A 26,997-nucleotide genomic window follows, 5' to 3' on the forward strand; every position below is an offset into this window, starting at 1 on the left:
GCATCGCCAGGATGTGATCGTTGGATTCGAGAAGGGGGAGTTGCATGCTCGAGCTCGCAATTCTCGGACTACTTCTCGAATCACCCATGCACGGTTACGAGCTTCGCAAGCGGCTGACCGGCCTGCTCGGAGCATTTCGTGCGTTTTCGTACGGATCGCTGTACCCGGCGCTCCGTCGACTACAAACCGACGGGCTCATCGCCGAGGACGCCGGTCCCGAACTGCTCGTGAAAAGACGAGCAAAGCGGGTGTACGTGCTCACTCCCCTCGGCAGGGAACGATTTGCCGAACTGGTGGCCGACACCGGACCGCAGAACTACACCGACGACGGATTCGGCGTACATCTGGCCTTCTTCAGTCGAACCCCGGCAGAAGCTCGGGTCCGCATTCTCGAAGGCAGACGACGCCAGGTCGAGGAGCGCCGAGAAGGCCTCCGCGACGCTGTGGCCAAGGCGAACGGAACGCTCGACCGCTACACCCGGCAACTCCACCAGCTCGGTCTCGAATCGAGCGAACGCGAGGTGCGCTGGCTCAACGAAGTCATCGCAGCCGAGCAAGCCGCCCCCAACCCAGCACCGTCCCACACAGCACCAAACAGGACAGTCAAGACAGAAGGAGAACCCGACCATGGGTGAGAACAACAACGCAATCCGCGTGGCCATTGTGGGTGTGGGCAACTGCGCCTCATCCCTGGTCCAGGGTGTCGAGTACTACAAGGACGCAGACGAGAACGCCACCGTTCCCGGCCTGATGCACGTCATGTTCGGCAAGTACCACGTCCGCGACGTCGAGTTCGTCGCCGCGTTCGACGTCGACGCCAAGAAGGTCGGCTTCGACCTCTCCGAGGCCATCTTCTCCAGCGAGAACAACACCATCAAAATCGCCGACGTGCCCCCGAAGGACGTCCACGTCCTGCGCGGACCGACCCTCGACGGCCTCGGAAAGTACTACCGCGAGACCATCACCGAGGCCGACGGCGAAGCAGTCGACGTCGCACAGGCACTGCGTGACGCCAAGGTCGACGTCCTCGTGTCCTACCTCCCCGTCGGATCCGAAGAAGCCGACAAGTTCTACGCACAGGCCGCCATCGACGCAGGCGTCGCCTTCGTCAACGCCCTCCCCGTCTTCATCGCCTCCGACCCCGTCTGGGCCAAGAAGTTCGAGGACGCTGGCGTCCCCATCGTCGGCGACGACATCAAGAGCCAGGTCGGTGCCACCATCACCCACCGTGTCATGGCGAAGCTGTTCGAAGACCGCGGCGTGCAGCTCGACCGCACCATGCAGCTCAACGTCGGCGGCAACATGGACTTCCTCAACATGCTCGAGCGCACCCGCCTCGAGTCGAAGAAGATCTCCAAGACCCAGGCCGTCACGTCGAACCTGCAGAAGGAATTCAACGCCAAGGACGTCCACATCGGACCGTCCGACCACGTCGGCTGGCTCGACGACCGCAAGTGGGCCTACGTCCGCCTCGAAGGCCGCGCCTTCGGTGACGTTCCCCTGAGCCTCGAATACAAGCTCGAGGTCTGGGACTCGCCCAACTCTGCCGGCGTCATCATCGACGCAGTCCGCGCCGCGAAAATCGCCAAGGACCGCGGCATCGGTGGACCGGTCATCCCGGCTTCCGCTTACCTGATGAAAAGCCCGCCGAAGCAGCTGGCCGACGACGTCGCTCGCGAGCAGCTCGAAGCCTTCATCATCGACGCGTAACTCTCTGCGGCACTGACGCCCGCCGGTCCACTCAACGTGACATTGACCCCCCAAAAGGCCACCAAATGTCACATTGAGTACCGGCGGGCGTTCGGCTATCCCGCCTCGACGATGGCGCGAGGGTCGAATGTCACCCTGATTTCGGTGATTTTGCCGTTCTCGATTCGTTGCCAGTTCGCGGTGGGGGCAGGGGGTGCTATCAATGTGTGCAGCTCGAACCACGTCAGCACGTTCGGGCCATCGACGAAGACGTGCGCGATGTCGATGTCGGTGACGATCTGCGACATTCCCTTCAACCCGGCGACGCATTCTTCGCCGCTGTCGGCGGTGCCCAGTGGCCCGCGAAACGTGGCGTCTTCGTGCAGGATCGACGCCAGAGTGTCGAAGTCCTTCGACTTCCAGGCCTCGAAGTAGGTCGCTGCAATTTGTGCGGGTGTCTGTGTCATGGATTCGAGTCTCGAACCGGCGCAGTCAGAAGTCCAACAGTTGGTTCCGATCATCACCAGAACTTTTACTCATAGCCGCAGCTAGACGCTACGCGCTATCGTTCTCGCGTGGCCATCGATCCCACCTCGAAGCATCCGATTCTCGAACGCGTTCGCGCTCTGGCGTTCGCGTACCCCGACGTGACCGAGAAGGTTTCGCACGGCAGGCCGACCTTCCGCACGACCTCGGTGTTCGTCTACTTCGGCGGCGGCGTCAAAGGCGGCGATCAGTTCGATCTGTCGATCCTCGTCAAATGCGAGAGCGCCGAGGAGCAGCGAGCCTGCGAACTCGAGCCGCGCTACTTCCATCCCGCCTACCTCGGACCCGCAGGCTGGGTGGGATTCGACCTGAGCAGTGACCGCAAAGACAAGGCCGACAGCGATGTCTGGGCCGAAGCCGCCGAACTGATCGACTGCAGCTACCGCGTCACCGCGCCGAAGCGCGCGATAGCCCGACTCGACGCCGGCGAAGGTCCCGATCTGGGAGTACAGCAATGGAACTGAGGCAGCTCGAGTATTTCGTCGCGGTGGCCGAGGAAGCGAACTTCACCCGCGCTGCCGCCCGCGTTCACATCAGCCAATCGGGGGTCAGCGCGCAGATCAGGGCGCTCGAGCGCGAACTCGGTGCCGAGCTGATCGACAGATCCGGTGGCACAGCCACTTTGACCACAGCCGGCCAGGCGGCGTTGCCGCAGGCCCGCGCGACACTCGCCGCGGCCGGATCCGTCAAACAATCCGTCGACGATGTGACGGGCCTACTGCGCGGCTCACTGAGCGTCGGTATGGTCACCGCCTGCACCGTTCCCCCACTGTTCGACGCGTTGGCGGGCTTCCACGCGGCCCATCCCGGCGTCGACATTGCTTTGCGCGAGGGTACTTCGGACGATCTCGTCGCGGATGTTCGATCCGGCGAGATCGATCTTGCGTTGGTCGGTCTCGCTTCTCGGACCCCCGCCGGACTCGAATCGATGGTGGTGATCGACGAGCGGATCGTCGCAACCGTGCCGGCGGAGCATCCGCTGGCAGGGCGGCGAGAGGCAACGCTGAGCCGAGTGTGCGAACACCCGATCATCGCACTACCGCTGGGCACCGGCATTCGTGCGGTGTTCGACAAAGACTGCGCCGGGGTAGGTCTGTCACCATCGATTGCGTTGCAGGCCAGCGCACCTGACGCGGTGGCCGACCTCGCAGCTCGCGGTCTGGGCGTTGGGATCCTCAGCCGATCGATGGCCGAGTTCTACGGCGACCGGCTCGTCGCGGTCGAGCTGACCGACTCGCACACCGCCGCCCTGCTGGCCCTGGTGTGGCGCAGCGCGATGAGTCCGGCACTCGCCGAACTGGTGTCCGTGGCGACGACGAGTTTCAGCGAATCTTCTTGACGACGAACCACAGTGCCACCAGCAGACCGAGCAACGCCACAGACGGCAGCACGCCGGGATCACCTCCGATGATCCCGGCTACGGCGAAGCCGAGAGCGACCAGCGCGAAGAACCCCAGAATGCCTGCCAACAACTGCAGGTGGTCCTGCGCCGTCACGACTTGACGCCGCCCGCCGTCAGTCCGGAGATGATGCGGCGCTGGAACAGCAGCACCATGATCACCAGTGGAATCGCAACGATGGTGCCCGCGGCCATGATCGCGGCATACGGCACCACGAGCGGATCGTTGCCGGTGAACCGCGCGATGGCCACGGTCACCGGTTCGGTCTTGTCACTAGAGAGCTGACTGGCCAGCAGGTACTCGTTCACTGCGGCGATGAACGCGAGAATCGCGGTGGTGAACAAGGCAGGCGCGGCGAGCGGGAGCATCACCAGGCGGAATGCCTGGAATCGTCCGGCACCGTCGATCCGCGCGGCTTCTTCGAGCTCCCAGGGCAATTCGGCGAAGAACGCCGCCAACGTATAGATCGTCAGCGGTAGGACGAACGAGATGTTCGGGATGACCATCGCCTGGTAGCTGCCGATCCAGCCGATGTTGGTGAAGAACTGGAACAGCGGGGTCACCAATGCGACGACGGGGAACATCGACGCACCCAGGATGATGCCCGTCACCACGTACTTGAAGCGAAAGTCGATGCGCGAGAGTGCGTATGCGGTGAAGATGCCGATGACCAACGCGATCAGAGTGGTCGCGCCGCCCACGATCAGACTGTTGCCCACCGCACGCAGGAAGTTGTTGCCGTTCGCCGTCGACAACGCGTTCTCGAAGTTCTCCCACGTGACGTGCGTCGGCCACGGCGTCGTGTCGAAGGTGTAGCGCGGGTCGCGGAATGCGGTGACGACCATCCAATAGAACGGTGCCAGTCCCCAGACGAGAATGACGACGACGCCGAGATAGATGCGAGCTTGCTTCATCGGCCGGGCCCCTTGCGCTGATTGTCCTGAGTGGCAACGGCATTGGCACCGAGAAACTTCACCAGGATGAACGCCACGACGAAGATCATGATGAACGAGATCGTCGACAGCGAGGCAGCGCTGTTGAATCCCTGCCGAATCTGATCCACCACCAGGATCGAGATGGTCCGGGTGGCGGGATTGCCCTCGGTGAGGATGGCCGGCAAGTCGTACATACGCAGCGCGTCCATGGTGCGGAACAGAATTGCCACCATCAACGCGGGCTTGACCAACGGCAGTGTGATCTTGGTGAACCGCTGCCACGCCGACGCCCCGTCGACGCGAGCCGCCTCGTAGACGTCGGCGGGAATCATCTGCAACCCGGCCAGAATCAACAGCGCCATGAACGGCGTCGTCTTCCACACGTCGGCGATGATGACGGCGAAACGAGCGGGCCACGCGTCACCGGTCCACAGAATGTTCGTTCCCAGAATGCGATTGGCGATGCCGTCGTACGCGAAGATGAAGTACCAGAGCTTGGCCGTGACCGCCGTCGGGATCGCCCAGGGGATCAGGATTGCCGCGCGCAACAGGGCGCGTCCGGCGAAGGTCTTACCCATGATGACGGCCATTCCGAAGCCGATGACCACCTCGATGGACACCGTGACGACCGTGAAGAACGCGGTGTTTCCGACGGCGCCCCAGAACTGCGACCCCAGCGTTCCCGGCGGGCAGGGCACCGATGTGCCCGACGCCGAGGTGCATTGCTGCAGGATCCAGTGCGTGTAGTTGTCGAAGCCGGCAGATCCACCGGTGACGAACATGCCGGTGGCGGGATCGAGACCGGGATCCTTGGAGAAGGACATCACCAGGGCTCGGATCACCGGGTAGACGATGACGATCGCGAGGATCACCATCGTCGGTGCGATCAACAGCCAGGCCCGACCCTGCGTCAGGCCGAACCGCTTGTTCTTGGACCGCACATGCCGACCGCGGCCGGGGGACGAGCCCCCGGCCGCGGTGGTTGCGGCGGCCCCACTGGTCACACCAGCAGGTACAGCCATTGGTTCTCCCGAAATCAGTTGGCGCCGGCGGTTTCGATACCGGCCTGCATGTCCGTGATCGCCTGGTCGACGCTCTTCTCACCCTTGATGGCGGCAGAGACGTTGTCCTGCACGGCCTTCGAGACGGCCGGGTAGAACGGGGTGACGGGGCGCGGAACTGCGTTCTCGATGGATGCCTTCAATGCGGGAAGGTACGGCATCGCGGCGATCAGTGCGGGATCGTCGTACAGCGAGGAGAGCACGGGCGGCAAAGCACCCTCGGCGATGATGCGCTGCGCCTTCTCGCCCTGCATGAAGCGCAGGAAGTCGGCAGCAGTTGCCTTGTTCTCGGAGTACGCGCTGATCGCGGCGTTGTATCCGCCGAGCGTCGAGGTGCCCACTCCGGTGACGCCGGGAAGCGGTGCGACCGCGTACTTTCCGACCACAGCCGAACCTTCTTCTGCGGCGGTGCCGTAGACGTACGGCCAGTTGCGCAGGAACAGCGTCTTTCCGTCCTGGAACGCCTGCTGGCTGTCGGACTCCTTGAACGTGGTGTCCTGGGCCGGGATGACGCCGGTCTCGAACGCGGTGACCAGAGTCTGCAGCCCGGCCTTGGCTTCCGGGCTGTTGACGGTGGGGGTCTTGCCGTCTTCGCCGACGATCGATCCGCCGTGCGCGTTGATGATCTCCGACGCGTTGGCCGTCAGACCCTCGTAGGGGGCGAATTGCCCTGCGTAGCAGTCGATGTTGTTGTCGCGAGCGACCTGGCAGTCCTCGGTGAGCTCGGCCCAGGTGGTGGGCGCTTCGGGGAGCAGATCACTGCGGTAGTAGAGCAGTCCGCCGTTGGTGTTCTTCGGTGCGGCGTACTGCTTGCCGTTGTAGGTAGCGCTCGCGACAGTCGCGGGCAGAACGCCTGCGTTGTCGAGTGCGAATTCGCCCTCGAGCGGCACGAGCCAGCCCTTGGCCGCGAACTCGGCGGTCCAGACGACGTCGAGTGCCATGACGTCGTAGTCGCTCTGCTGCGCCTGGAGCTGCTGAACGAAGTCGTCGTGGGCCTGATCGGCGTCGGCGGACTGCTCCTTGAAGGTGACCTGCTGATCGGGGTTGGCGGCGTTCCACTCCGAGATGATCTGCTGGACGACACCGGTCTCGGTGGTGTCCTGGCCCTCTACATAGGTGATAGGTCCACGGCCGTCGGCATTTTCGGATGCAGCACCCGAATCGCCGCTCGAACCGCTGTCGCTCGAACATCCGGTGAGCGTCAGCAGCGTGGCTGCTGTCGCAACCACTGCCACCTTCGTGATCAAAGACGCCATTGTTTTCTCCACTTACTTCTACGCGGTGGTATGCGCCCGGAGATGGGCACGCAGAATCGTGCTGTGATGCTCCCCCGACACATATGTCGATGGGTACTGTGGCACACAACTCACCGCGCAGGGGTCATTATCGAGTTCCTGAATCGGTCAACCCGGACGTGTCGGAGGTGCCCGGTACCCTTTCGCTCATGAGTTCGGACAAGATGCTGACGCGAATCGGCGGATTGCTGCGTCAGGCGGAGTCCACCGACAACCCCCACGAGGCCGAGGCCTTCATGGAGGCCGCGCAGCGTTTGGCCACGTCGGCGTCGGTGGATCTGGCGGTGGCGCGTTCGCACAGCGCATCCCGCGAACGGCAGGCGACGCCGACTCAGAAGGTCATCCCCATCGGTGAACCGGGCAAGCGTGGACTCAAGACCTACGTTCAACTGTTCGTCGCCATCGCCCACGCAAACGATGTGCAGTGCGACGTCGCCAGATCGTCGACGCAGGTGTTCGCCTACGGTTTCGACTCGGACATCGAGACCACCGAGGCCCTGTACTCCTCTTTGCTGATTCAGATGGTCCGAGCGTCCGACGCGTACATCAAGTCGGGTGCCTACAAATCCGAGACGGCCATCCGCACCGTCACCGAGGTCAAGAATCGTCGCCGCTACACCCGACGCGAGGAAGTGCCCGTCGCCGCCGTGACGGCGCGTCTGAACTTTCAGACGGCATTCGCGTCGCGCATCGGTCAACGGCTCGCGGAGGTCAAGAAGGACACCGAGGCCAAGGCCATCGCACAGGAGACCTCCGGTGCCGGAACCGCTCTGGTGTTGCGAGACAAGGAGATCGAGCTACGCGACTACTACCGCCACACGTCCACTGCACGCGGGCACTGGCGAGGCCAGAGCGCGAACGCCGGGTACTCTGAGGGCGCACGCAAGGCCGGAGATCGAGCGGGACGAAACGCGAAGATCGGTGCCCACGCAGAGATCGGCGGAGCAAGCCGGCAGCTGGGACGCTGACTGCTACGTGGCCGGTGATGCCGTGAACACCGGCCATCCGATGTCGGTACGCCAGAGCGCCGAGTTCTCGGTATCCCGCGGCCCGACGACATAGACCTCGCGAACCGGCCCCGCAATGGCGAGGCCGTTGGTCTCCACGTGCACCCCGAGCGCACCGTACGTGACGTCGATGTCGTCGTGGGGTCCGTGATGAACCGTCACCGCGAGTTCGACGGGAGGCAGCGTCATCGGCCGAACTCTGCCGATGGATGGCGCATCGACGGTGGGAACGTAGACGGTCAGCTCACCCCGCCCGTCGGTGAAGAGTTCGTTGTCGTACAACCCGCCCGGTGGCCCGGTGGTGTCGGACACGACCGCGTCGATCTCGGCCATCGCGTCGGAGTACCAGCCCAGCACGTCGGACGCGTCGACTACCTCGGAAATGGCTGCGACAGAACACTGTTCAGTGAGAATTCGTCGGACATCGATCGCGGGCGGAGTGGGATCGAGCAATCGTCGCAGCGCCGTCACGGCTGATCTGGTGTCGTCCAACTGACGCTCGAGTCGAGTGAGATGCTCGGTGATCAGTCGAGCGCGGGCATCGGGATCGGGTGTCTGCACGATTGCCCGCACCTCCCGCTCCGGCATCTGCATCTTCCGGAATCGACCGATGATCTGCGCTACCCCGACCTGATCGGTGGCGTAGTACCGATAGCCCGAGTAGTCGTCGACCGTCGCGGGTTCGAGCAGCCCCGACTCGTGATAGCGACGCAGGGTCTTCACCGACAGATGCGTGATTCGAGAGAACTCGCCGATCGTCAGCAATCCGTTCATGCCCACATTCTCGCCCCTCCCCGTGGGGGAGAGTCGACTCTCCCCGGGGGAGGGGTGACGCCGGATGTAGCCGCGGCCGCCGCAAACGCGCGCGCGTTCGCCAGGTGCGCGCGGAATAGCCCCGAATTCGAGGCGAATCCACGCGCGTATGACAAACGCGCGCGCGTTTGCGGGAAATGGGGGCGGCGGGATGGGGACGACGGCGGGATGGGGACGACGGCGGGATGGGGACGACGGCGGGATGGGGGCGGCGGGATGGGGGCGGAGGAAAGGGGGCGGGGAAATGCGGGCGGCCGACAGAAGCCGGCGACACCAGAACCAACTCAGTCGAGTCGAGCCAACACGATTCGCAGGCCGATGACACTGGCGATGGGGAACAGGGCAGCGACCAGCCATGGGATTGCTGCTCCCCAGCCGGTGTCGGGTGACGCGTCGATCACCGCTCCGACGGCGATCGAGCCGAGGAGTACCCCGATGCCGCCGAGGGAGGCCATGAATCCGTAGTACGAACCGAGTCGGCGTTCGGCGGCCATCTTGGGGACGAGGTCCCGGGCCTGCGGCATCGCGATCATCTGCCCCAGTGCCAGCAGCAGCACGAACAGGGCGGCCGGAATCAGGCCGACGAGCCCCGTCAGCTCCAGAGGACTGAGGACCGCCACCAACGCGAAAGAGAGTGCCATGACGGCAAATCCGATCGGCAGCGTGATGCGCGGCGAGACCGCGGCGACGCGTCGGGTGATGGGCAACTGCGTCGTGACGACGAGTACTGCGGAGATTGCGAAGAACCAGCCGAGTACCGTCTGGGTTCCCCAGGCCCGTTCGACCTCGAGGGGGAGCAGCAGATACAGCTGGTTGTAGGCCACCAACTGCGCGCTCATGGCGACGGCGAACAGCACGAAGGTGCGGTTTCGGATCACGTCGGTCCAGCCCGAGAGCCACGGATCGTCGCGGTGTTCGCCGGGCTCGCGCGGCAGCCATCTGATGTGTGCGGCGATGACGAGGACGAAAATGACTGCGGCCGTGAGGCATGCGATCCGAAAGTCGGCCAGCAACAGCAGAGATCCGATGAGCGGGCCGGTGAACGATCCGATCTGATTGCACACCGACAACAGCGCGAAGGTCTGAACCCGGGTGGCACCGCCGGTGCGTTCGCTTTTGCCTGCTTCGATGGCGATCGCGGATTCGACTGCGGGAGAGAACAATGCGGCTGCGAACCCGACCAGTACCGTCGCGGCGACGACACCGGCGAGAGAATCGAACGCGGCCAGGCCCAGGAACCCCAGGACTCGCAGGACACAGCCGACGAGGACCACCGGCTTGATGCCCCACCGATCGGCGAGGGTGCCGCCCACGAAGAACAGGCCCTGCTGCGAGAACGTTCGGATACCGAGGACGACGCCGACGAGTGCCGCTCCGAGTCCCAGATCGGAAGTCAGGTGCACCGACAGATACGGCAACACCATGAAAAAGCCGATGTTGAACGTCATCTGGGTGAGAACCAGCAATCGCACCGTGGGCGTGGCGCGCCCGAGGTCGACGAGAAACGACCACCGCCACCGCGTCGGCGACTTGTCGGTCCTCGAACTCATGTAACGCGCCCTCCTGCATCGACTTTGCCGTCAACGCTACCGGTCGTTCTCACCCGCCCCGACGTCGCGCTGGCGACGGAGACGGCGAGGACGGCCAGCGCGATCAACGACGCCAGCGGTGCTGCCGCGACCCACGGTGCTCGCTCGACGGCGGCTACCCCGTCGGACAGGATCAGTCCCCAATCCGCGGTCGGAGGTTGCGGACCGAGTCCCAGAAATCCGAGGGCGGCGAGTGCCAGAGCGACACCGGGAAGGCGGATCATGGCGTGCCGGAACACGGCCGGCAGCACGCCGGGAACGATGGAGCCGAACAGGATTCGACCGTTGCGGGCACCGAGTGTCGGCAAGATGGAGATGTAGGGCTGTGCTCGCGCCTCGTCGACGAGTGCGGCGGTGTGCGCGGCGAGTGGAGCCCACGTCACGATCAGGACCGCGACAGCCGCCCCGCCGGCGCTCGGACCCCAGATCGCGGCGATGAGGATGCCGGTCACGACGGGCGGTGCGGCATTGGTGACCTCCACCAGGCCGCGGGTCGCTCGGGGAATCAGCCCCAGCAGTACCCCGACGCACAACGCCGCCAGCGTGACTGCCAGCGACAGGCCGATCGACCGCACTGCCCCGTCCGCCACTCGGGCGAGCAAGTCGCGGCCGGACGCGTCGGTTCCGAACGGGAACGTCGACGATGGTCGGGCGAACTTCTCACGGGTGGTGACCTGGCCGTCTCGTGGCAGCCCCACCAGTACCATCACCGCGAGCATCGATGCGGCTGCTATCGGGACGATCCACCGACGCGATGAGGGGTGGAACACCCCGCCTGGAATTGGCATCGCCTTCTCGTGCAGTGCGCTGCCGAGCAGTAGACGGCGTAACAGTTCCGCCGCGATACCGAGGGCGGCACTGACGGCCAGCAGCAGCAGGATGTCGATCTGTAGGGCGGGCAGGTCCTGCGACTGCGCGTCACCGAGCGTCGAGCGCCCCAATCCCGGTATGGCGAAGACCTTTTCGACGGCCACTGCGCCGCCCGTCATGGCCACCATGATCAAACCGACCTGCGACGCGAGTCCGGGGACGGCCCGGCGCAACACAGCGACGGCAATCTGCCGCCGCGAGAACCCGGCCACCGTCCACGTGATCACCCATCCCTCGGTGAAGGTCACGGCTACCGCGTCGGCGAGGAGGCGACCGATCAAGCCACCCGCTGGAAGGCCCAGTGCCAGTGCGGGCAACACCGCATATTCCGGCCCGTTCCACCCGTACGCCGGAAACGACAACCACACTGCTCCGACGACCACCAGTACCGAGGCGAGCAGGAACTCCGGCAGAGACGTCAGCGCGGCCGCAATGCTTCCGCCGGTACGTTTCGGCGTGCCGCGCAGCCCGGCCCGCATGCTCGGCAGGACGACGAGAGCGGCCGTCACGAGCGCGACGACCATCGCGAAACCCATCAGGGTCAGCGAGACGGACAGTGCCTCGAGCGCACCGGGCAGTACGGGTTTGCCGGTGTTCCAGGATGTTCCGGGATTGCCCGACGCGAGGCCGGTGAGCCAGTTCCAGAAAGTTCGTAGCGGCCCGGCGTCGAGACCGAGGTCGTTGCGGATGGCCGCGAGGGCCTCGGGCGTCGCTTCTTGCTCGGCGGAGCGTGCCCGCAGAATGCTCAGTGCGGGGTCTCGGTCGGACAACCACGGCAGCATCCCGACGAGCAGTACGACGCCAGCCACCGAGAGCAGCCGTGAGACAGTCGTTCTCACTGCCTACTCGAAAGCGGTCTGGTTGGTGATCAAGGTGCGCTCGCGTGGATCGCGGGCCACGCCGGTCACGCCCTCGGATTCTCCCTGGATGACGCGTTCGTGCAGCAGCGGTACCGCAGCGTCTTTTTCGAGGATCAGTTTTTCGGCGTCGAGGATCGCGGTGCGGCGAGCGTCGCCGGGATCGGTGGCTGCGGCGTCGGCGAGCGCGGTGTCGACCTGCGGATCGCAGAACTGCGAGATGTTGAACGATCCCTCGCAGGCGAAGTCGGAGTACATGTACGCGGCCGGGTCTCCGGAGTCGAGCACGGTGGCGCGGGAAAGGATGAACGCATCGAATGCACCGGCGAGAGCATCGGTTTCGATGAATTGATACTCGCGCACGACCTGTTCGACGACGAAGCCCTTGGCTTCGAGCTCCTGCTGCAGCAGCACCGCGACCTCCGGGAGTTCGGCTCGGTCGGTGAAGGTGGCGAGGGTGATCTTCTTGCCTGCGGCGTCGCCGGCCGGGGTCTGCGTACGCGCCGGACGGTCGGCGGCCCACGGCAATGCCGGGCCGAGCAATCCGTTTGCGGCGTCGGCACGGCCCTCGTACACCTGGTCGACCAGCCGATCCTTGTCGACCGACTCCCGCGCGGCGGCGCGCATGGCCGGGTCTGCGAAGACCCCGGACTCGGTGTTCAGGTACAGGGTGTTGGTGCGCGGCATCGGCACCTCGTGCACGAGTGCCTGATCGACGTTGGCGGCCTGAGACACCGGAATCGCCTCCACCACATCGGCTGTGCCGTTGCGTAGCGCTGCGGCGCGGGCCGTGCCGTCGGGTACGAAGTCGACGTCGATGCCGGAGACCTTCGCCGGCTCTCCCCAGTAGTTCTCGTTGCGGTCGAGAGTTGCTGTCGACGTGCCGTTCACGGCCTTCAACACGAAGGGTCCGGTGCCGGTGCCGATCGGGTTGCTGCTGCCCGTCGAGTACGCGTCGGGTGCCAGGATGGCCAGCTGCGGGCTCGACAGTCGTTGCGGTACCAGTGGATCGACGTCGGCAGTGGTCACGGCGACGCTGTCGGCGTCGGTGGCGGTCACCGTCATGTCGACGCCGTCGAGGATGCGCGGCTTGGGGGCCGACTGCGTGGCTGCGGTCAGTGCGGTGACGACGGCTGCTGCGTCGAGCGGGGCTCCGTTGTGGAACGTGACGTCCGGCCGGATGTCGAAGTTCCAGGTCCGATCGTCCACGCGGTTCCAGGCGGTGGCCAGACCCGGCTCGGCCTCACCGAGATCGTCGAGAACGATCAACGTCTCGGCGGTGGACCAGCGCGACAGCTTGAAGGCGTCGTCACTGAACTGGGACAACCCCGAACGAGGTGGCTGCAGCATTGCGACGCGCACGCGGTTCTCGCCGTCGTCGGAGGAGGCAGAACTGGACGAAAAGCACCCGGTGAGCGTCAGCGTGCCCACTGCTGCGAGCGCGCCGATGCGAAACATGTTGCTGGTCAATGTAGCTCCTGATTGTGTTACGTGAGCCGAGGAACGGCGTCGATCAGATCTCGGGTGTGCTCGTGTTGGGGCCGAGTGAGAATGCTGCGGACAGAACCGGATTCGACGATGCGACCCTCCTGCATCACCGACACGTCGCTGCAGAGTCTGGTCACGGCCGACAGGTCGTGGCTGACGATCAGCAGCGCACCCGGTAGGCCGGCAAGAACATCGAGTACCTGCTCTCGGAGGTCGGGATCGAGTCCACTGACCGGCTCGTCCGCCAACAGATAGTGCGGCGCGCAGGCCACGGCTCGGGCGATGGCGACTCGTTGTTTCTGCCCGCCGGACAGCTCGGCCGAACGGCGAGCCAGGAAGTGCGCATCGAGTCCGACGGCAGACAATGCGCCGGTGGCCATGGCTCGGTGATCACCCTCGATACCGAGCAGGCGTAGCGGAGTAGCGACGAGGTCGAGGACGCTGCGGCGCGGGTCGAGGCTGGTCGCCGGATCCTGCGGAATGTACTGCACCCGGCGGCGGAACCACCGTAGCGATCCGGCCGATCCGGGTCGGACGACTCGCCCGTCGAGCGAGATCCTTCCGCCGCTCGGGGCATCGACGGCAAGCAGCAGGCGCAGCAACGTCGTTTTACCGGAACCGGATTCACCGACGACGGCAATACGCCCGATCGGCGGCACCGCGAACGTGACGGCATCCAACGCGGTGTGCGACGTGCCGTGCCGGTCGTACTGCCGGGTGAGTGCCGTACCCACCAAACCGGCAGCCTCGTCCAGGCTCACGATGCAACCAGCTGCCGGAACGGATCAGCCGCCCGAGCGACGTCGATCATCTGTCGCGATCGATCCGAGCAAGGGTTCTTGAGTACCGTTGCAGTGGAACCGGATTCGATGATTCTGCCGGAATCGAGAACCAGCAGGTGGTCGCACAACTGCGCGGCGACGGCGATGTCGTGGGTGATCAGTAGCAACGACGACACCTGTCGCAGAGCGTCGAGAACGCGCGCCTGACTCAGGACGTCCAGTGCCGTCGTCGGTTCGTCGGCGATCACCAGCGAGCTCTCGCGCGCCAAGGCCAATGCGATGCAGACTCGTTGACGCTGACCACCCGAAAGTTCGAGTGGGTGCGAGGCCAGCACACGCGCGGTGTCGTGCAGACCCACTCGCGCGAGCAGCGCGGCGGCGTCGGGCGTGCGGAGTTGCCTGCCGACGGTGACCATCGGGTTCAGCGCCGTCGCGGAGTCCTGGAAGACCATCGCCGGGCGTGCGGTGCGCGGCCGCCGCGGGGTCGGAACACCGGCGACATCGTGGCCGTCGACGACGACGCGACCGGAACACGTGATGCCCGGCGGGAGGTATCCGACCAGAGCCGAGGCGATGGAGGACTTGCCCGAACCCGAGGCGCCCAGCAGGCCGACGCGTCGACCCGTGGGTATCTCGAACGAGACGCCGTCGACGATGCGGGTGCGTCCGGCGTCGATGCGGAGATTCTCGACGACGAGCACGACGAACTCCTGAGCCTGGAAGTGGGAATGACTTCGACAATCGTTGTCACTTGAACCATAGGCGAGCGCCGGTACGGAAACAACTCGACCTGCTTAAGCTGGACGAGTGAGCAGACCGAGGGATGCGCAGCGGTCGGCGGTGTACGACGCCGAACAGATGGTGCGGATCATGTTCGATCGAGCCGAGGAGCGCGACAACCGCGTCGTGACGGTGTTGGGCTCACAGATCACGCTGCCGATCGAGCGGAAGTTCGCCTCGTTGGAATCCGTGCAGAGCTATGTCGATGCGGTGCTGGCGCTGGACTGGATCGCGACTACGTGGCCCGACGCCGGTCGGACGGTGACCGTCCGGGCCAGATCCGGATCGGGTGCCGCCCACTACGAACGCGACGCCGCGACCATCGCGGTACCCCTGCATCAGGGCAATCGGGCCTGGGCGCTGCGCGAGCTGGTGGTGCTCCACGAACTGGCTCACCACTTCGGTGACGAGGACGAGCAACAGCACGGCGGAGCGTTCGTCGATCGCTACATCACGTTGGTCGGCGACATCGTCGGCTCCGAGGCCGGGTTCGTCCTCCGAGCGATGATGGCCGAGAGCGGAGTACGAGTCGGCTGATCTCGGTCGACGTGCATCGCGCGAAACGAGGTGCATCATGGGTGAGACAGCCCACACGACGAGGAGACGTACATGACCGTCAAGATCGGTGTTCAGCTTCAGCCCCAGCACGCGCCCGACTATCAGTTGATCCGCGACGCGGTGCTGCGGTCCGAAGACGCGGGGGTCGACATCGTCTTCAACTGGGACCACTTCTATCCGCTGTACGGCGACCTCGACGGCGCGCACTTCGAGTGCTGGACGATGCTCGGTGCCTGGGCCGAGCAGACGTCGAACGTGGAGATCGGCGCGCTCGTCACCGGAGGTGGCTACCGCAATCCCGACCTGCTGGCAGACATGGCGCGCACCGTCGACCACATCAGCGGCGGCCGACTGATTCTCGGTATCGGTGCCGGATGGAACGAGAAGGACTACGACAACTTCGGCTACGAATTCGGTACGGCCGGTTCACGTCTGGCGCTGCTCAAGGAGAGCCTCGGCAGGATTCGGCACCGCCTCGACGTCGGCAACCCGGCCCCGACGCGAGACATCCCGATCCTCATCGGCGGCGGCGGTGAGAAGAAGACCCTCAAGCTCGTGGCCGAGTATGCCCACATCTGGCACAGCTTCGCCGACCTCGATGCACTGAAGCGTAAATCCGAGATCCTCGCCGAGCACGGCACCACCGTCGGGCGGGACACCTCGGGCATCACCCGCTCGGTCTCGTGGCCCGGCGCGGACACCGCACAGGACTTCGTCGACGCCGGAGCCACGCTGTTCACCGTCGGTACCGGGGGACCGGATTACGACCTCACGGAACTGGGCGAGGCCATCGCGTGGCGGGACGCACACCGCTAGACGCGATTGAGGTGAGGGAATTTCGGGAACAAGCGGGTTGCTTCATACAACTGCAATGTGATTGTCGTGTGCCTCCATCGGCACGATAGCCTCGTTCGTCCCTCCCGATTGCACCTAGGAGCTTCATCTTGAACACACGTCGTTTACGAGGCCGTGCCATCGCAGCAGTCGCTGCGACGCTCGCACTCACGCTCGGAGCCGTCGCGTGTTCCGACGGAAGCTCGGGTGGCACCGGCGAGAACGCTCTGGCCGGTTCCGACCAGGCCTCGCTCGACAAGTACACGACCGACAGCGTCACCGCGCTCGATCAGATCGACACCGCGAACCTCGGTCTGATCAAGCCGGGGACGTTGTACGTCGGCACCCTGTCCGACGCGCCGCCGAACATCTTCATCGACGATGCAGGCAACTTCACCGGCTTCGACAACGAGCTGCTCAAAGCCGTCGCGGCCAAGCTGAACCTCACCGTCGAATTCTCGGCGACCGAGTTCTCGGGCCTGCTCGCAGCGGTCAACAACAAGGTCTACGACGCCGGCTCCTCGTCCATCTCGACCACGGATGCGCGTCGCCAGACCGTCGGCTTCACCAACGGGTACGACTTCGGTGAGATGGCACTGGTCGCGAAGAACGACTACTCGATCAAGACGATCGCCGAGTTGAACGCCGATCAGCGCATCGCCGTGGTGCAGGGCACCGTGCAGGACGACTACGTCACCAACACCCTCGGCATCGAGCCGGTGCGGTTCCCGGATTACAACACCGCGTACGCGAACGTGAAGTCCGGTCAGGTCGACGCCTGGGTCGCACCGTCGCAGCAGGCAACCGGTCAGGTCAAGACCGAGGACGGTGTCTCCATCCTGGAGAAGACCATCAACACCACCAACTTCACCGCGTACGCCGTCGCCAAGGACAATCAGCCGTTGATCGACGCGCTGAACGCCGGCCTCGATGCGGTCGTCGACGACGGCACCTGGAGCACGCTCGAGAAGCAGTGGTACCCGGACCGCGAGGTCCCCGCCGACTGGAAGCCAGGCAGCAAGGCGTCCGTTCTGCCGGCGTCGTAAGGGCACTCGTACCTCATGAGCACTCTGTCGAATCTGTACGACACGTTCTTCGATTGGGAACTGATCGGCGAGACCATTCCCAAACTGGTCACGGTCGGATTGCCGAACACCCTCATTCTGGCGGCCTCGTCGGGAGTGATCGGTACCGTGATCGGACTCGGGCTGGCGGTGGCGGGTATTTCCCGCACCCGCTGGCTCCGGTGGCCGGCGCGGGTGTACACGGACATCTTTCGTGGACTACCTGCCGCTGTGGTCATCCTGCTCATCGGCCTCGGGTTCGGCCCGACGCTGACCCAATTCACCGGCAGCAGAAGCCCGTTCCCGCTGGGCATCCTGGCGCTGTCGTTGATGGCAGCGGCCTACTTCGGTGAGATCTTCCGCTCCGGCATCCAGAGCGTCGACTCCGGGCAGCTCGAAGCCTCCCGCGCACTGGGTTTCAGCTACCGACGGTCCATGAACCTCGTGGTCGTGCCGCAGGGCATTCGGCGCGTGCTACCTGCGATCGTCAACCAGTTCATCTCGTTGATCAAGGACAGCTCGCTGATCTACTTCCTGGGTCTGCTTGCCTCGCAACGAGAATTGTTCCGCGTCGGCCAGGACACCGCCGCCCAGACCGGCAATCTCTCGCCGCTGCTGGCCGCCGGATTGTTCTATCTCATCCTGACCATCCCGCTGACGCACCTGGTCAATTACATCGACCGACGCCTACGATCCGGTAAGGCCGACACCTCGGGCACCCTCGGTCCCGTCGAAACATCCATCGTGGTGGAGAGGTAGCCGACGTGACTTCAGTTTCTCTGACCGGCAAGGACATTCACCTGTCGTTCGGTACCAACAAGGTTCTGCGTGGGGTGAGCCTGCATGTCGACGCAGGTAAGACCACCACTGTCATCGGGCCTTCGGGCTCGGGTAAGTCCACGCTGTTGCGGGCCCTCAATCGCCTGCACGAGCCCGAGCAGGGAGACATCCTGCTCGACGGCAAGTCGGTGCTGAAGGACAATCCCGACGAACTTCGTCAGCGGATCGGAATGGTGTTCCAGCACTTCAACCTGTTCCCGCACAAGACCGTCGCAGACAACATCGCGCTCGGCCCGCAGAAGCTGCTGGGGCTCAACAAGGATGCGGCGCGCGCGGCCGCGATGGAGCAGCTCGAACTGGTGGGCCTGGCCAACAAGGCGGATTCGCGTCCCGGCAACCTCTCGGGTGGCCAGCAGCAGCGCGTCGCCATCGCGCGAGCACTGGCCATGAAGCCCGAGGTGATGTTCTTCGACGAGGCCACCTCTGCACTGGACCCGGAACTGGTCAAGGGAGTGCTGGCATTGATGGCCGACCTCGCCAAGGGCGGCATGACGATGGTCGTGGTGACCCACGAAATGGGCTTCGCTCGGTCCGTGTCGAACAAGGTCCTGTTCATGGATCACGGCAGCGCCGTCGAAACCGGAACGCCGGAGCAGTTGTTCGACGATCCGCACACCGATCGACTGAAGACGTTCCTCTCGCAGGTGCTGTAGCAGCGACCAAGGGTTACCTCGTTATCCGGGACTTCACCTGAGCGTTCCTTTACTTTCGCTTTTGGGTGACAGCGTGCCGTGACATGAAGCCACTGCCCCTGTTCGCCGTTCACGACGGAAGCTCCAAACGATCATCGTTGACCTGCAAGTACAAGTGCGGCGATGCCTGTTTCCACGAGATTCCCAATACGTCGAAGGGCCAGTACTTCGGCGACATCGTCAAGACTGCGATGTCACGGCGCGGCGTCATCAAGGGCGGGGCGATGGCAGTGCTCGCCGTCGGCGCGGGTAGCGCGCTGGCCGCATGCTCGACCGACGAGCCGGCAGCCACCGGAACCTCGACCACCTCGGGCTCCGATACCCCGCCCGTCGACGGCGTGGATTTCGTTGCAGTGGAACCGAACACCGAGGACGCGGTCGTCGTTCCCGACGGCTACGAGCAGGGCATCGTCATTCGCTGGGGCGACGCCGTCGTCGCGGGCGCACCGGCCTTCGACTTCGACAAGCAGACCGGCGCGGCGCAGGAGAAGCAGTTCGGTTTCAACAACGACTTCGCCGGCCTGCTGCCGATCGAGGGCACGCCCAACGCCCACCTGCTGGTGGTCAACCACGAGTACAGCACCGAGCCGGCAATGTTCAAGGGCTACGACGCGGAGAACCCCACCCGTGAGCAGTTCGACGTAGCCCTTGCGGCACACGGCCTTTCCGTCGTGCAGGTGCAGGGCGAATCGGGCACCGGCAAGCTCACCCCCGCTATGGGCCAGTACAACCGGCGCATCACCGGCACCACCGAGTTCGTCATCACCGGGCCCGCCGCAGGCAGCGACTTCCTCAAAACCAGCGTGGACCCCACCGGCACCAAAGTGTTCGGCACGTTCAACAACTGCTCGGGCGGTCTCACGCCGTGGGGAACGGTGCTCTCCGGCGAGGAGAACTTCAACCAGTATTTCGCCAACGCCGAAAGCGTCACGGATGCGACTGTGGCCAAGCGCCTGTCGCGCTACGGCGTCGAAGGCGCCGCCAGCGAACGTAAGTGGGAGCGCTTCGACAAGCGATTCGATCTGGCGCAAGAACCCAACGAGGTCAATCGATTCGGCTACATCGTCGAGGTGAATCCGTGGGATCCGCAGTCGGCACCGATCAAGCACACCGCTCTCGGCCGGTTCAAGCACGAGGCCGCGACCATCCACGTCACCGACGACGGCACGGTGGTGGCGTACAGCGGCGACGACGAGCGCTTCGACTACATGTACAAGTTCGTCTCGAGCCGAAAGATGATGCCCGGCACCGGCCAGGCCGCGATGCGCAACAACCTGACCTTGCTCGACGCCGGCACGCTGTACGTCGCCAGCCTCACCGGTGATACGCCCGACGAGATCGACGGCTCGGGCACGCTGCCCTCCAACGGTGAATTCCGTGGCAGCGGAACGTGGATTCCCTTGCTCGAAACCGGCGAGGACGGCCGCGGCAAGTCTCTCGTCGACGGTATGTCGGCCGAGGAGGTGGCCGTGTTCACCCGTCAGGCGGGTGACTCCGTGGGCGCAACCAAGATGGACCGCCCGGAGGACTTCGAGCCGAACCCGGTGACCGGCAAGGTGTATGTAGCACTGACCAACAACTCCAACCGCGGCACCGAGGGCAAAGCGGCGGCCGACGAGGCCAATCCCCGCAACAAGAACAAGAACGGGCAGGTACTCGAACTCGACGACGACCACGCCGGGACGTCGTTCACGTGGAACCTGTTGTTGGTCTGCGGTGATCCGAACGAGGCCGACACGTATTTCGGCGGATTCGACAAGAGTCAGGTCAGCCCTATCTCGTGCCCCGACAATCTCGCGTTCGACTCGAAGGGCAACCTGTGGGTCTCGACCGACGGCAACGCCCTCGACTCCAACGACGGCCTTTTCGCCGTGGTGCTCGACGGCCCCCGTCGCGGCGAGACACGTCAATTCCTGACCGTCCCCGCCGGCGGCGAGACCTGCGGCCCCATCGTCACCGACGAGCGCGTCATGGTCTGCGTCCAGCACCCGGGTGAAAGCGACGACGCCACCGCCGACGCACCGATCTCGCACTGGCCCGACGGCGGCGACACCCAGCCACGGCCGTCCATCGTTGCGGTGTGGAAGTCCGCATAGCCCAAGCTGTTTCGAGTCAGCCACGATGCCCGTAGTCGAACCCTCGACTACGGGCGTCGGGCGGTGGTCACTGCGCCACCGACGACGCGATCAAATCCTCGACCACCGCGGCGATCGCGGCATTCGCGTGCTCGGGGTTGGTCACCACCGACACCGTCCGGGTCGGTGCATCGATGACGTCGATCATGTGCAGTCCGGGGAGGATCGACGCCAAGGACGACGGCAGCAGTGTCACACCCAACCCTGCTGCGGTGAGTTGACCGATGAGGTCGGCCGAATCGGCCTCCAGAATGCGTCCACGGGGAACCGACGAGCGGGTGAATGCATGATCGGATTGCAGTCTGGCCTCGCTGCCCGCCGGCCGGTCGATCATCGTCATCTCGGACAGGTCTGCCAGCCGGATCGAATCCCTCTGGGCCCAAGGATGATCGGGGCCGACGAACAGTGACAGTGGTTCGGTCCACAGGGCCGTGACCGACAATCCCGGATGCGGCCGTCCGGGCGCGAGTCCGATAATTCCGAGATCGAGGTCTCCGCGTGCGATGCCGTCGAGAACGTCGGCGCTCGGCCGCGGCAGCAACGTCACCGACGTGTTGGGAAATCGCTGGGAGATCCGGCCGACCACCGCGGCCAGATCGACACGGGCGAGAGGCGCAATCATGCCGATACGCAGCCGCCTGATGGCGGTCGTGGGATCGGGCGCGACGTCGGCCACCAATCGGGACACGGCACCGAGCACGCTGTGCGCGCGTTCGAGAAAGATCTGTCCGGCCGGGGTGATGGTGACGCTTCGGCTCGTGCGCGCGAACAGTTCTACGCCCAGCTCTTTTTCCAGGTCTCTGATCTGGCTGCTCAGCGCCGATTGAGCGACTCGCAGCCGAGCTGCTGCACGCCCGAAGTGCTGCTCTTCGGCGACCGCCACGGCGTACCGCATGTGTCTGAGTTCCACGTTCGCGACTCTATCTGTTTCGACGATCGATCTTTCGGAACGTTCTATTGGACAGCTGGATGTGCAACGAGCACCCTTGTTCATGTGAAGACAGCAAGCACCTCGCGCACCGGCGTGAGCACCCCCGTCGTCGCCCTGATGGCGATCGCCACCGGACTCTCGGCCGGCGGCAACTATCTCAACCAGCCGCTGCTCGACCTCATTGCCACCGAATTCGACGTGTCCGAGACAGCGGCAGCCACCTCGGTGACCGTCGCACAGATTTCCTATGCCCTCGGCCTGCTGCTCATCGTGCCTCTCGGCGACGTCGTCGATCGCCGCACGTTGAGCGTCGGGCTGATGATTCTCGCTGCGACGGGTCAGGCGATCACCGGATTCGCTCCCGGCCTCTCCTGGCTCCTCGTCGGCACGGCGATCGCTGGACTGTTCTCGGTGGCGGCGCAGGTGATCGTGCCGTTCGCCGCGTCGATGGCACACCCGGAGCAAGCGGGACGCATCGTCGGAGTGGTCATGGGCGGGTTGCTGACGGGCATCCTGCTGGCCCGCAGCATCTCGGGGCTGCTGTCGTCGGTGACGGGGTGGCAGGGCGTCTACCGCGTGGCAGCAGTGTTGATGCTGGTCGCCGCGGCCGGCCTGTGGCGGGTGCTGCCACGCAACACCGTGACGGCCGACGTCACCTACGGCTCGGCGCTGGTGTCGATGGTTCGGCTGGTACGCACCCACCCCAGGCTTCGGACTCGCGCGGTGCTCGGCGGTCTCGGCTTCGCGTCGGTGAGCACGGTGTTCGCGACGATGACGCTGTTGCTGTCGTCGAGGTTCGGTTTCGGTGCCGTCCAGATCGGACTGATCGGATTGGCCGGTGTCGGCGGCGCGTTGATGGCCTCCGTCGCGGGCCGGCTCGCAGACCGCGGACTGGTGCAATGGGCCAGCGGTACCTGTGCGGTTCTGCTGATCGCACTCTGGCCGATGTTCGCCGTCGGCGGCCACTACTGGGTGGTGTTCGTGGTCGCATTCGTACTTCTCGACCTGGCACTGCAGGGCGTGCACGTGAGCAACCAGCACATCGTCTACGCCCTGGAACCGGCTGCTCGCGCCCGAATCAACTCCGTCTACATGACGACGTACTTCGTGGGCGCCTCAGCAGGATCTGCCGTCGGGACGTTGGCGTGGAAGCATTTCGAGTGGGCAGGTGTGTGCGCTGCGGGGGCCGTGTTCGCGGTCGCCGCACTGCTGGTCTGGCTACTGGATCTGCAGGTGGACGCCCGTCGACGTCGGGAAAACACGTGCGGGACGCCCGGTGGGTCCGAGCCGACGATGGTGAACAGTCACTAATGCGTTCTGTTCCGAGACGTGGTTGAGTCGTTCTCGATGAGACGTGGGTAACACTCACGCTGCCGACGGCGACATACCCAGAGTCGGCACGAACAAACCATAGAAACACGAACTACTTCTCTTGGCTCGGAGGCGCACCCATGACTGTCGTGAACGATCGCATCCACGTGGCTCTCACGGAACTCGACCCGTCCGATTACGCGGTGCCGACCATCGCACCGATTCGTACGGCCGGCCACCTCGACCCGGTGTTCTGCATCCACCCCCTCGTCGGGCTGGTCGACTGCTACGCGGAACTCGCAGCACACGTCGACGACGCGCGTCCCATCTACGGCGTCCAGGTCCCGACGTCGGGAGAGCTCGCGGAGTCCCTCGTCACCTTGGCCTCGCAGTACGCCGACGACATCGTTCGCATCCAGACCGACGGGGCCGTACACCTGCTGGGCACGTCCTTCGGTGGAGTACTCGCGCACGCCATCGCCGTCGAGCTGCAGAGTCGCGGCGTCACGGTCGGTGCACTGACGTTGCTCGACAGCGACCCCGTTCGGTCCAGCGCCGACAGCGCCGACCTGCTCGGATCCATGGGCGACGACATCGATCGCAGCCACGCCGAAGAGTTGCTCGCCGTTGCCTCGCACAACGACGAACTCGCCCAGCGGCACCTGCCGGGCATCTACTTCGGCGACATCCTCGCCGTGTCCTCGATGGGAACCGATTCCGGTTCCGCGTGGCACCCCTTCGTCTGCGGCACGATCGCCAAGTACCTCGTGCCCGACGCCACCTCGTTCGACGTCGTCGGCCCGCTGGTCGACAGCTACCTCGGCTGACCCGGCCGGCTCATCCGAGCCAATCCAGCACGGCGGCGGCCGTCCAGGACTGCTGCATGCTGCCGAGCGGCTTGCCGGTGAACGGCTCGTAGTACTCCGCGAAGCTGCCGTCACTCGCCTGACGCAGACCCTCGTCTCGCAAAGACAGTGATCGCTCCGACCACCCGCGGCGTGCGAAAGCCCACGAGAACAGCCATGTCATCACCGGCCATACCGGTCCCCGCCAGTACTCGCGAGCACGGAAGTCCTTCGACACCGGGGACGTCGACGGCGGTACCGCGTACCGCAGATCCGGATGTCCGCAGAACCGGGTGCCCTCGAAGATCCGAATGAGATTGCGCTCCTGCTCGCGCGGCAGTCCTCCGCACAGCAGCGGCGCGAACATGGCAATGGTCTCCGTGCCGATCCACTGACCCGTCCGCAGATCGAAATCTCGTGCCCCACCCGAACGCGTGTCGGTGGTCGCGATGACTCCCTTGCGGAACTTGTCCGCCCACCCGCGCAATTCGCGCACATCCGAGCGCGGCCGCGAGTGGTCCTCCCCGATGGTGGCGAGGACGTCGCACGCGACGGCGAAGATGGCACTGACGAACACGTCCTCGACGGCGAAGCTCATCTTCGTCTTCAACGCATCGTCGTCGTAGCCGACCTGTTTCATCTCCTCCACCAACCAGATGTAGCGGTCGTACTCGACATTGCTGGGCCGCTGAGACGAGTCCGTGATGACCGCCTTGTCCTCTCGAAAATACGGATCCATCTCGCCGGCAACCACATTGGCGTAGGCCGAATCCCATCGCGGCGAATTGTCCATGCCGGACTCCCAGCCGTGGAACAGCGCAATACGTCCGTTGTCGTCGACGTCGCGGGCCTGGGCGAGCCAACGATGCCACCGCACCAGATCACCCCAGCGGCGATCCAGGAACTCCTCCGCCACCGCTCGCGTCGTGCGGCCGTGGCGTTTGGAGTGATCGAGAATGCGCTGCACGGCGATCGCGTGGACGGGCGGTTGGGTGATTCCGGAAGTTTGCGGACTCATCGGAGCGTGGGTCGCCAGCGTCCCGGTGGCCCACCGCGCAGGGCCGGGGAAGTAGCCGTCGACACCGTTGGCGAACACGATGTGCGGAATCATCCCGTTCTTCCACTGCGCCGACAGCAATGTGTCCATCTCCACGACGGCCCGCTCGACGCTCAACGGTGCCAAGCCGACGGAAACGAATGCGGCGTCCCAACTCCACATATGCGGGTACAACCTGGGTGCTGCGCTGGTCATGGTGCCCAGGTCGTTGCCTCGGAGCAGATACGCCGCACGTGCGGCCAGCTGCGTGGAAGTGAAACCGCGATCGCCCATGCAGATAGTTTGCGTCCGGCGGCCGATTTCTGCTCGGTTGGATTGCGGACCGAAGGTGTCCGCGATCGCTCCTAGTGTGAGTTTCACCAGCTACCAGGAGGAAAACAATGGCCACCGAGAACACCGACATCCAGAAAATGCTCGCCGAACAGCGCGCGAACTTTCTCATCACCGTCCGCGGCATCAGCGAGGAACAGGCACGCACCCGCACCACCGCGAGCGAGCTGACCCTCGGCGGACTGCTGCACCACGTGATCAGCAACGAGCGCCACTGGATGACAGTGATCGCAGAGCTGGACGAGACGGCCGAATTCGACATGGCCGCCGCCGGCAGCGAGTACGTGATGGCCGAGAACGAGACCGTCGCCGGACTCGTCGCCGAATGGGAAGAGGTGGCCGGTGCCACCTCGGCAGCGCTGGAAACTTTGGACCTCGACCTGTCGGTACCTGTCCCGACGGCGCCGTGGGCACCCGAACGAATCTGGCAGAGTGCACGATTCACGGTTCTGCACATCCTTCGCGAAATCTCTCAGCACGCCGGCCACGCGGACATCATTCGCGAGGAACTCGACGGCGCGAACACCACCCAGGCATGGGCATCGGAGGCGGGGATGAGCTTCTAGCTAACCTGAGTTCATGACTCGTACTGCGTTGGTGACCGGAGCAAGCCGGGGTCTCGGGGCCCATATCGCTCGATTGCTCGCTCCGGACCATCACGTGTTGCTGGGTGGTCGGTCCACCGAGTCCCTCGCCCCCATTGCGTCGGAACTGTCCGGGTCCACCCCGTGGCCGGTGGAACTGACCGATCCGGACGCGGTGGCCGCTGCCGCGTCGAACATCGATTCTCTGGATGTGTTGGTGCACAACGCCGGGGTGGCAGCACTCGGGACGGTCGAAGAGTCGACGGCGGACGATTGGCGTCGCCAGTACGAGGTGAACGTCATCGCCGTCGTCGAACTCACTCGATTGCTACTCCCTGCACTGCGCTCCGCCAAAGGCCATGTAGTGCTGATCAATTCGGGTGCCGGCATACGCGCCAACCCCGGTTGGGGTGCCTACGCGGCGAGCAAGTTCGCGCTCCGCGCCTTCGCTGATGCACTGCGCCTCGAGGAGCCGTCGTTGCGCGTCACCTCGGTGCACCCAGGACGCATCGACACCGAGATGCAGCAAGAGATCGTCGCGCACGAAGGCGGGGAGTACGACGGCTCGAAGTTCTTGCAGCCCAGCACCGTTGCCCGTGCAGTGCGCAACGCAATCGATACTCCCGCCGATGCTCATCCCACGGAATTGGTGCTCCGCACCAGGTGAGCGAAACTTCGTAGCAGGGGTCGAGTTTCCACTCACA

26 protein-coding genes and 1 pseudogene are annotated in these 26,997 nt (G+C 64.8%); 14 read left to right on the forward strand and 13 right to left on the reverse strand.

Annotated features, from left to right (window positions below; all coding sequences use genetic code 11):
• Positions 1-44 precede the first annotated feature (44 nt).
• Both RFA01S_RS00895 and RFA01S_RS00900 read left to right on the forward strand, forming a co-directional pair.
• Positions 45-635 (forward strand): PadR family transcriptional regulator, encoded by a 591-nt coding sequence (locus RFA01S_RS00895; RefSeq protein WP_027495058.1) that lies wholly within the window; start codon positions 45-47, stop codon positions 633-635.
• Positions 628-1,710 (forward strand): inositol-3-phosphate synthase, encoded by a 1,083-nt coding sequence (locus tag RFA01S_RS00900; RefSeq protein ID WP_027495057.1) that lies wholly within the window; start codon positions 628-630, stop codon positions 1,708-1,710. Before RFA01S_RS00895 ends, RFA01S_RS00900 begins: the two co-directional genes overlap by 8 nt.
• Before the next feature lie 95 nt (positions 1,711-1,805).
• Here RFA01S_RS00900 and RFA01S_RS00905 read toward each other — a convergent pair whose 3' ends face one another.
• Complete coding sequence (locus tag RFA01S_RS00905) at positions 1,806-2,156, reverse strand: nuclear transport factor 2 family protein (RefSeq protein WP_032407935.1); 351 nt, start codon at positions 2,154-2,156, stop codon at positions 1,806-1,808.
• A gap of 108 nt (positions 2,157-2,264) precedes the next feature.
• Between RFA01S_RS00905 and RFA01S_RS00910 the strand changes: the two genes are divergently transcribed.
• Positions 2,265-2,699: an MmcQ/YjbR family DNA-binding protein gene (locus RFA01S_RS00910; RefSeq protein WP_032407936.1), complete on the forward strand. Its 435-nt coding sequence runs from the start codon at positions 2,265-2,267 to the stop codon at positions 2,697-2,699.
• Positions 2,690-3,574, forward strand: coding sequence for a LysR family transcriptional regulator (locus RFA01S_RS00915; RefSeq protein ID WP_032407937.1), 885 nt, complete (start codon positions 2,690-2,692; stop codon positions 3,572-3,574). The genes RFA01S_RS00910 and RFA01S_RS00915 overlap by 10 nt, the downstream gene beginning before the upstream one ends.
• Here RFA01S_RS00915 and RFA01S_RS27620 read toward each other — a convergent pair.
• The 4 genes from RFA01S_RS27620 to RFA01S_RS00930 are packed head-to-tail and all read right to left on the reverse strand — an operon-like array spanning position 3,558 to position 6,887.
• Complete coding sequence (locus tag RFA01S_RS27620) at positions 3,558-3,731, reverse strand: hypothetical protein (RefSeq protein WP_169879403.1); 174 nt, start codon at positions 3,729-3,731, stop codon at positions 3,558-3,560. The genes RFA01S_RS00915 and RFA01S_RS27620 overlap by 17 nt on opposite strands.
• The gene (locus tag RFA01S_RS00920; RefSeq protein WP_032367661.1) at positions 3,728-4,549 is read right to left on the reverse strand and encodes a carbohydrate ABC transporter permease; all 822 of its coding nucleotides are present in this window, start codon (positions 4,547-4,549) and stop codon (positions 3,728-3,730) included. The genes RFA01S_RS27620 and RFA01S_RS00920 overlap by 4 nt, the downstream gene beginning before the upstream one ends.
• A complete protein-coding gene (locus tag RFA01S_RS00925; RefSeq protein WP_174557187.1) occupies positions 4,546-5,592 on the reverse strand; it encodes a carbohydrate ABC transporter permease in 1,047 nt (348 codons plus the stop codon). Before RFA01S_RS00925 ends, RFA01S_RS00920 begins: the two co-directional genes overlap by 4 nt.
• Before the next feature lie 14 nt (positions 5,593-5,606).
• Positions 5,607-6,887 carry an ABC transporter substrate-binding protein gene (locus RFA01S_RS00930; RefSeq protein WP_032370043.1) on the reverse strand — a complete coding sequence of 427 codons (1,281 nt, stop codon included), beginning with the start codon at positions 6,885-6,887 and terminating at the stop codon, positions 5,607-5,609.
• Positions 6,888-7,075: 188 nt separating this feature from the next.
• On the opposite strand from RFA01S_RS00930, the gene RFA01S_RS00935 reads away from it, so the two are divergent.
• A complete protein-coding gene (locus RFA01S_RS00935) occupies positions 7,076-7,894 on the forward strand; it encodes a DUF2786 domain-containing protein (RefSeq protein ID WP_032407982.1) in 819 nt (272 codons plus the stop codon).
• A 3-nt stretch (positions 7,895-7,897) separates the two neighbouring features.
• Here RFA01S_RS00935 and RFA01S_RS00940 read toward each other — a convergent pair whose 3' ends face one another.
• From RFA01S_RS00940 to RFA01S_RS00965, 6 genes are all read right to left on the reverse strand, one after another.
• Positions 7,898-8,707: a MerR family transcriptional regulator gene (locus tag RFA01S_RS00940; RefSeq protein ID WP_081371240.1), complete on the reverse strand. Its 810-nt coding sequence runs from the start codon at positions 8,705-8,707 to the stop codon at positions 7,898-7,900.
• 323 nt (positions 8,708-9,030) lie between these two features.
• Positions 9,031-10,296, reverse strand: a complete 1,266-nt coding sequence (locus RFA01S_RS00945) for an MDR family MFS transporter (protein WP_032407729.1) — start codon at positions 10,294-10,296, stop codon at positions 9,031-9,033.
• Positions 10,293-12,044, reverse strand: coding sequence for an ABC transporter permease subunit (locus RFA01S_RS00950; RefSeq protein ID WP_201010320.1), 1,752 nt, complete (start codon positions 12,042-12,044; stop codon positions 10,293-10,295). Before RFA01S_RS00950 ends, RFA01S_RS00945 begins: the two co-directional genes overlap by 4 nt.
• A 3-nt stretch (positions 12,045-12,047) precedes the next feature.
• Positions 12,048-13,532 carry an ABC transporter substrate-binding protein gene (locus RFA01S_RS00955; RefSeq protein WP_238325138.1) on the reverse strand — a complete coding sequence of 495 codons (1,485 nt, stop codon included), beginning with the start codon at positions 13,530-13,532 and terminating at the stop codon, positions 12,048-12,050.
• A gap of 17 nt (positions 13,533-13,549) precedes the next feature.
• On the reverse strand, positions 13,550-14,311 hold the full coding sequence (locus tag RFA01S_RS00960; protein ID WP_202902217.1) for an ABC transporter ATP-binding protein: 762 nt from the start codon (positions 14,309-14,311) through the stop codon (positions 13,550-13,552).
• The gene (locus RFA01S_RS00965) at positions 14,308-15,033 is read right to left on the reverse strand and encodes an ATP-binding cassette domain-containing protein (RefSeq protein ID WP_032407730.1); all 726 of its coding nucleotides are present in this window, start codon (positions 15,031-15,033) and stop codon (positions 14,308-14,310) included. The genes RFA01S_RS00960 and RFA01S_RS00965 overlap by 4 nt, the downstream gene beginning before the upstream one ends.
• Before the next feature lie 106 nt (positions 15,034-15,139).
• On the opposite strand from RFA01S_RS00965, the gene RFA01S_RS00970 reads away from it, so the two are divergent.
• From RFA01S_RS00970 to RFA01S_RS00995, 5 genes and pseudogenes are all read left to right on the forward strand, one after another.
• The gene (locus RFA01S_RS00970; RefSeq protein WP_032367655.1) at positions 15,140-15,649 is read left to right on the forward strand and encodes a TIGR04338 family metallohydrolase; all 510 of its coding nucleotides are present in this window, start codon (positions 15,140-15,142) and stop codon (positions 15,647-15,649) included.
• A 72-nt stretch (positions 15,650-15,721) separates the two neighbouring features.
• On the forward strand, positions 15,722-16,486 hold the full coding sequence (locus tag RFA01S_RS00975; RefSeq protein ID WP_032367654.1) for an LLM class F420-dependent oxidoreductase: 765 nt from the start codon (positions 15,722-15,724) through the stop codon (positions 16,484-16,486).
• Positions 16,487-16,611: 125 nt separating this feature from the next.
• Positions 16,612-18,327, forward strand: a pseudogene (locus RFA01S_RS28055) (ABC transporter substrate-binding protein/permease).
• Positions 18,328-18,332: 5 nt separating this feature from the next.
• Positions 18,333-19,061 carry an amino acid ABC transporter ATP-binding protein gene (locus RFA01S_RS00990; protein WP_174557188.1) on the forward strand — a complete coding sequence of 243 codons (729 nt, stop codon included), beginning with the start codon at positions 18,333-18,335 and terminating at the stop codon, positions 19,059-19,061.
• An 83-nt stretch (positions 19,062-19,144) separates the two neighbouring features.
• The gene (locus tag RFA01S_RS00995; RefSeq protein WP_032407731.1) at positions 19,145-21,196 is read left to right on the forward strand and encodes a PhoX family protein; all 2,052 of its coding nucleotides are present in this window, start codon (positions 19,145-19,147) and stop codon (positions 21,194-21,196) included.
• Positions 21,197-21,263: 67 nt separating this feature from the next.
• On the opposite strand, the gene RFA01S_RS01000 is transcribed toward RFA01S_RS00995, so the two are convergent.
• On the reverse strand, positions 21,264-22,145 hold the full coding sequence (locus tag RFA01S_RS01000) for a LysR family transcriptional regulator (RefSeq protein WP_032407732.1): 882 nt from the start codon (positions 22,143-22,145) through the stop codon (positions 21,264-21,266).
• Between the two features lie 138 nt (positions 22,146-22,283).
• On the opposite strand from RFA01S_RS01000, the gene RFA01S_RS01005 reads away from it, so the two are divergent.
• Both RFA01S_RS01005 and RFA01S_RS01010 read left to right on the forward strand, forming a co-directional pair.
• Positions 22,284-23,477: an MFS transporter gene (locus RFA01S_RS01005; protein ID WP_081371272.1), complete on the forward strand. Its 1,194-nt coding sequence runs from the start codon at positions 22,284-22,286 to the stop codon at positions 23,475-23,477.
• A 140-nt stretch (positions 23,478-23,617) separates the two neighbouring features.
• Positions 23,618-24,304, forward strand: a complete 687-nt coding sequence (locus tag RFA01S_RS01010) for a thioesterase domain-containing protein (RefSeq protein WP_032407734.1) — start codon at positions 23,618-23,620, stop codon at positions 24,302-24,304.
• A 10-nt stretch (positions 24,305-24,314) separates the two neighbouring features.
• Here the strand turns inward: RFA01S_RS01010 and ggh are convergent, their stop codons facing one another.
• Complete coding sequence (gene ggh, locus RFA01S_RS01015; RefSeq protein ID WP_032389434.1) at positions 24,315-25,652, reverse strand: glucosylglycerate hydrolase; 1,338 nt, start codon at positions 25,650-25,652, stop codon at positions 24,315-24,317.
• Between the two features lie 107 nt (positions 25,653-25,759).
• Between ggh and RFA01S_RS01020 the strand changes: the two genes are divergently transcribed.
• Together RFA01S_RS01020 and RFA01S_RS01025 are read left to right on the forward strand one after the other, a co-directional pair.
• Positions 25,760-26,275 carry a DinB family protein gene (locus RFA01S_RS01020; RefSeq protein ID WP_027495035.1) on the forward strand — a complete coding sequence of 172 codons (516 nt, stop codon included), beginning with the start codon at positions 25,760-25,762 and terminating at the stop codon, positions 26,273-26,275.
• A 13-nt stretch (positions 26,276-26,288) separates the two neighbouring features.
• On the forward strand, positions 26,289-26,960 hold the full coding sequence (locus RFA01S_RS01025) for an SDR family oxidoreductase (protein ID WP_032399372.1): 672 nt from the start codon (positions 26,289-26,291) through the stop codon (positions 26,958-26,960).
• Positions 26,961-26,997 lie beyond the last annotated feature (37 nt).

Source organism: Rhodococcoides fascians NBRC 12155 = LMG 3623 (assembly GCF_001894785.1).
In the GTDB taxonomy this organism is placed as follows: domain Bacteria; phylum Actinomycetota; class Actinomycetes; order Mycobacteriales; family Mycobacteriaceae; genus Rhodococcoides; species Rhodococcoides fascians.

What these genes read in the sequence shown, in the direction of transcription:
- RFA01S_RS00895 (WP_027495058.1), top strand. Translation starts at nt 45, where the DNA reads ATGCTCGAGCTCGCAATTCTCGGACTACTTCTCGAATCACCCATGCAC.
- RFA01S_RS00900 (WP_027495057.1), top strand. Translation starts at nt 628, where the DNA reads ATGGGTGAGAACAACAACGCAATCCGCGTGGCCATTGTGGGTGTGGGC.
- RFA01S_RS00905 (WP_032407935.1), bottom strand. Translation starts at nt 2,156, where the DNA reads ATGACACAGACACCCGCACAAATTGCAGCGACCTACTTCGAGGCCTGG.
- RFA01S_RS00915 (WP_032407937.1), top strand. Translation starts at nt 2,690, where the DNA reads ATGGAACTGAGGCAGCTCGAGTATTTCGTCGCGGTGGCCGAGGAAGCG.
- RFA01S_RS00920 (WP_032367661.1), bottom strand. Translation starts at nt 4,549, where the DNA reads ATGAAGCAAGCTCGCATCTATCTCGGCGTCGTCGTCATTCTCGTCTGG.
- RFA01S_RS00925 (WP_174557187.1), bottom strand. Translation starts at nt 5,592, where the DNA reads ATGGCTGTACCTGCTGGTGTGACCAGTGGGGCCGCCGCAACCACCGCG.
- RFA01S_RS00930 (WP_032370043.1), bottom strand. Translation starts at nt 6,887, where the DNA reads ATGGCGTCTTTGATCACGAAGGTGGCAGTGGTTGCGACAGCAGCCACG.
- RFA01S_RS00935 (WP_032407982.1), top strand. Translation starts at nt 7,076, where the DNA reads ATGAGTTCGGACAAGATGCTGACGCGAATCGGCGGATTGCTGCGTCAG.
- RFA01S_RS00940 (WP_081371240.1), bottom strand. Translation starts at nt 8,707, where the DNA reads ATGAACGGATTGCTGACGATCGGCGAGTTCTCTCGAATCACGCATCTG.
- RFA01S_RS00945 (WP_032407729.1), bottom strand. Translation starts at nt 10,296, where the DNA reads ATGAGTTCGAGGACCGACAAGTCGCCGACGCGGTGGCGGTGGTCGTTT.
- RFA01S_RS00975 (WP_032367654.1), top strand. Translation starts at nt 15,722, where the DNA reads ATGACCGTCAAGATCGGTGTTCAGCTTCAGCCCCAGCACGCGCCCGAC.
- RFA01S_RS00995 (WP_032407731.1), top strand. Translation starts at nt 19,145, where the DNA reads ATGAAGCCACTGCCCCTGTTCGCCGTTCACGACGGAAGCTCCAAACGA.
- RFA01S_RS01005 (WP_081371272.1), top strand. Translation starts at nt 22,284, where the DNA reads ATGGCGATCGCCACCGGACTCTCGGCCGGCGGCAACTATCTCAACCAG.
- RFA01S_RS01010 (WP_032407734.1), top strand. Translation starts at nt 23,618, where the DNA reads ATGACTGTCGTGAACGATCGCATCCACGTGGCTCTCACGGAACTCGAC.
- ggh (WP_032389434.1), bottom strand. Translation starts at nt 25,652, where the DNA reads ATGGGCGATCGCGGTTTCACTTCCACGCAGCTGGCCGCACGTGCGGCG.
- RFA01S_RS01020 (WP_027495035.1), top strand. Translation starts at nt 25,760, where the DNA reads ATGGCCACCGAGAACACCGACATCCAGAAAATGCTCGCCGAACAGCGC.
- RFA01S_RS01025 (WP_032399372.1), top strand. Translation starts at nt 26,289, where the DNA reads ATGACTCGTACTGCGTTGGTGACCGGAGCAAGCCGGGGTCTCGGGGCC.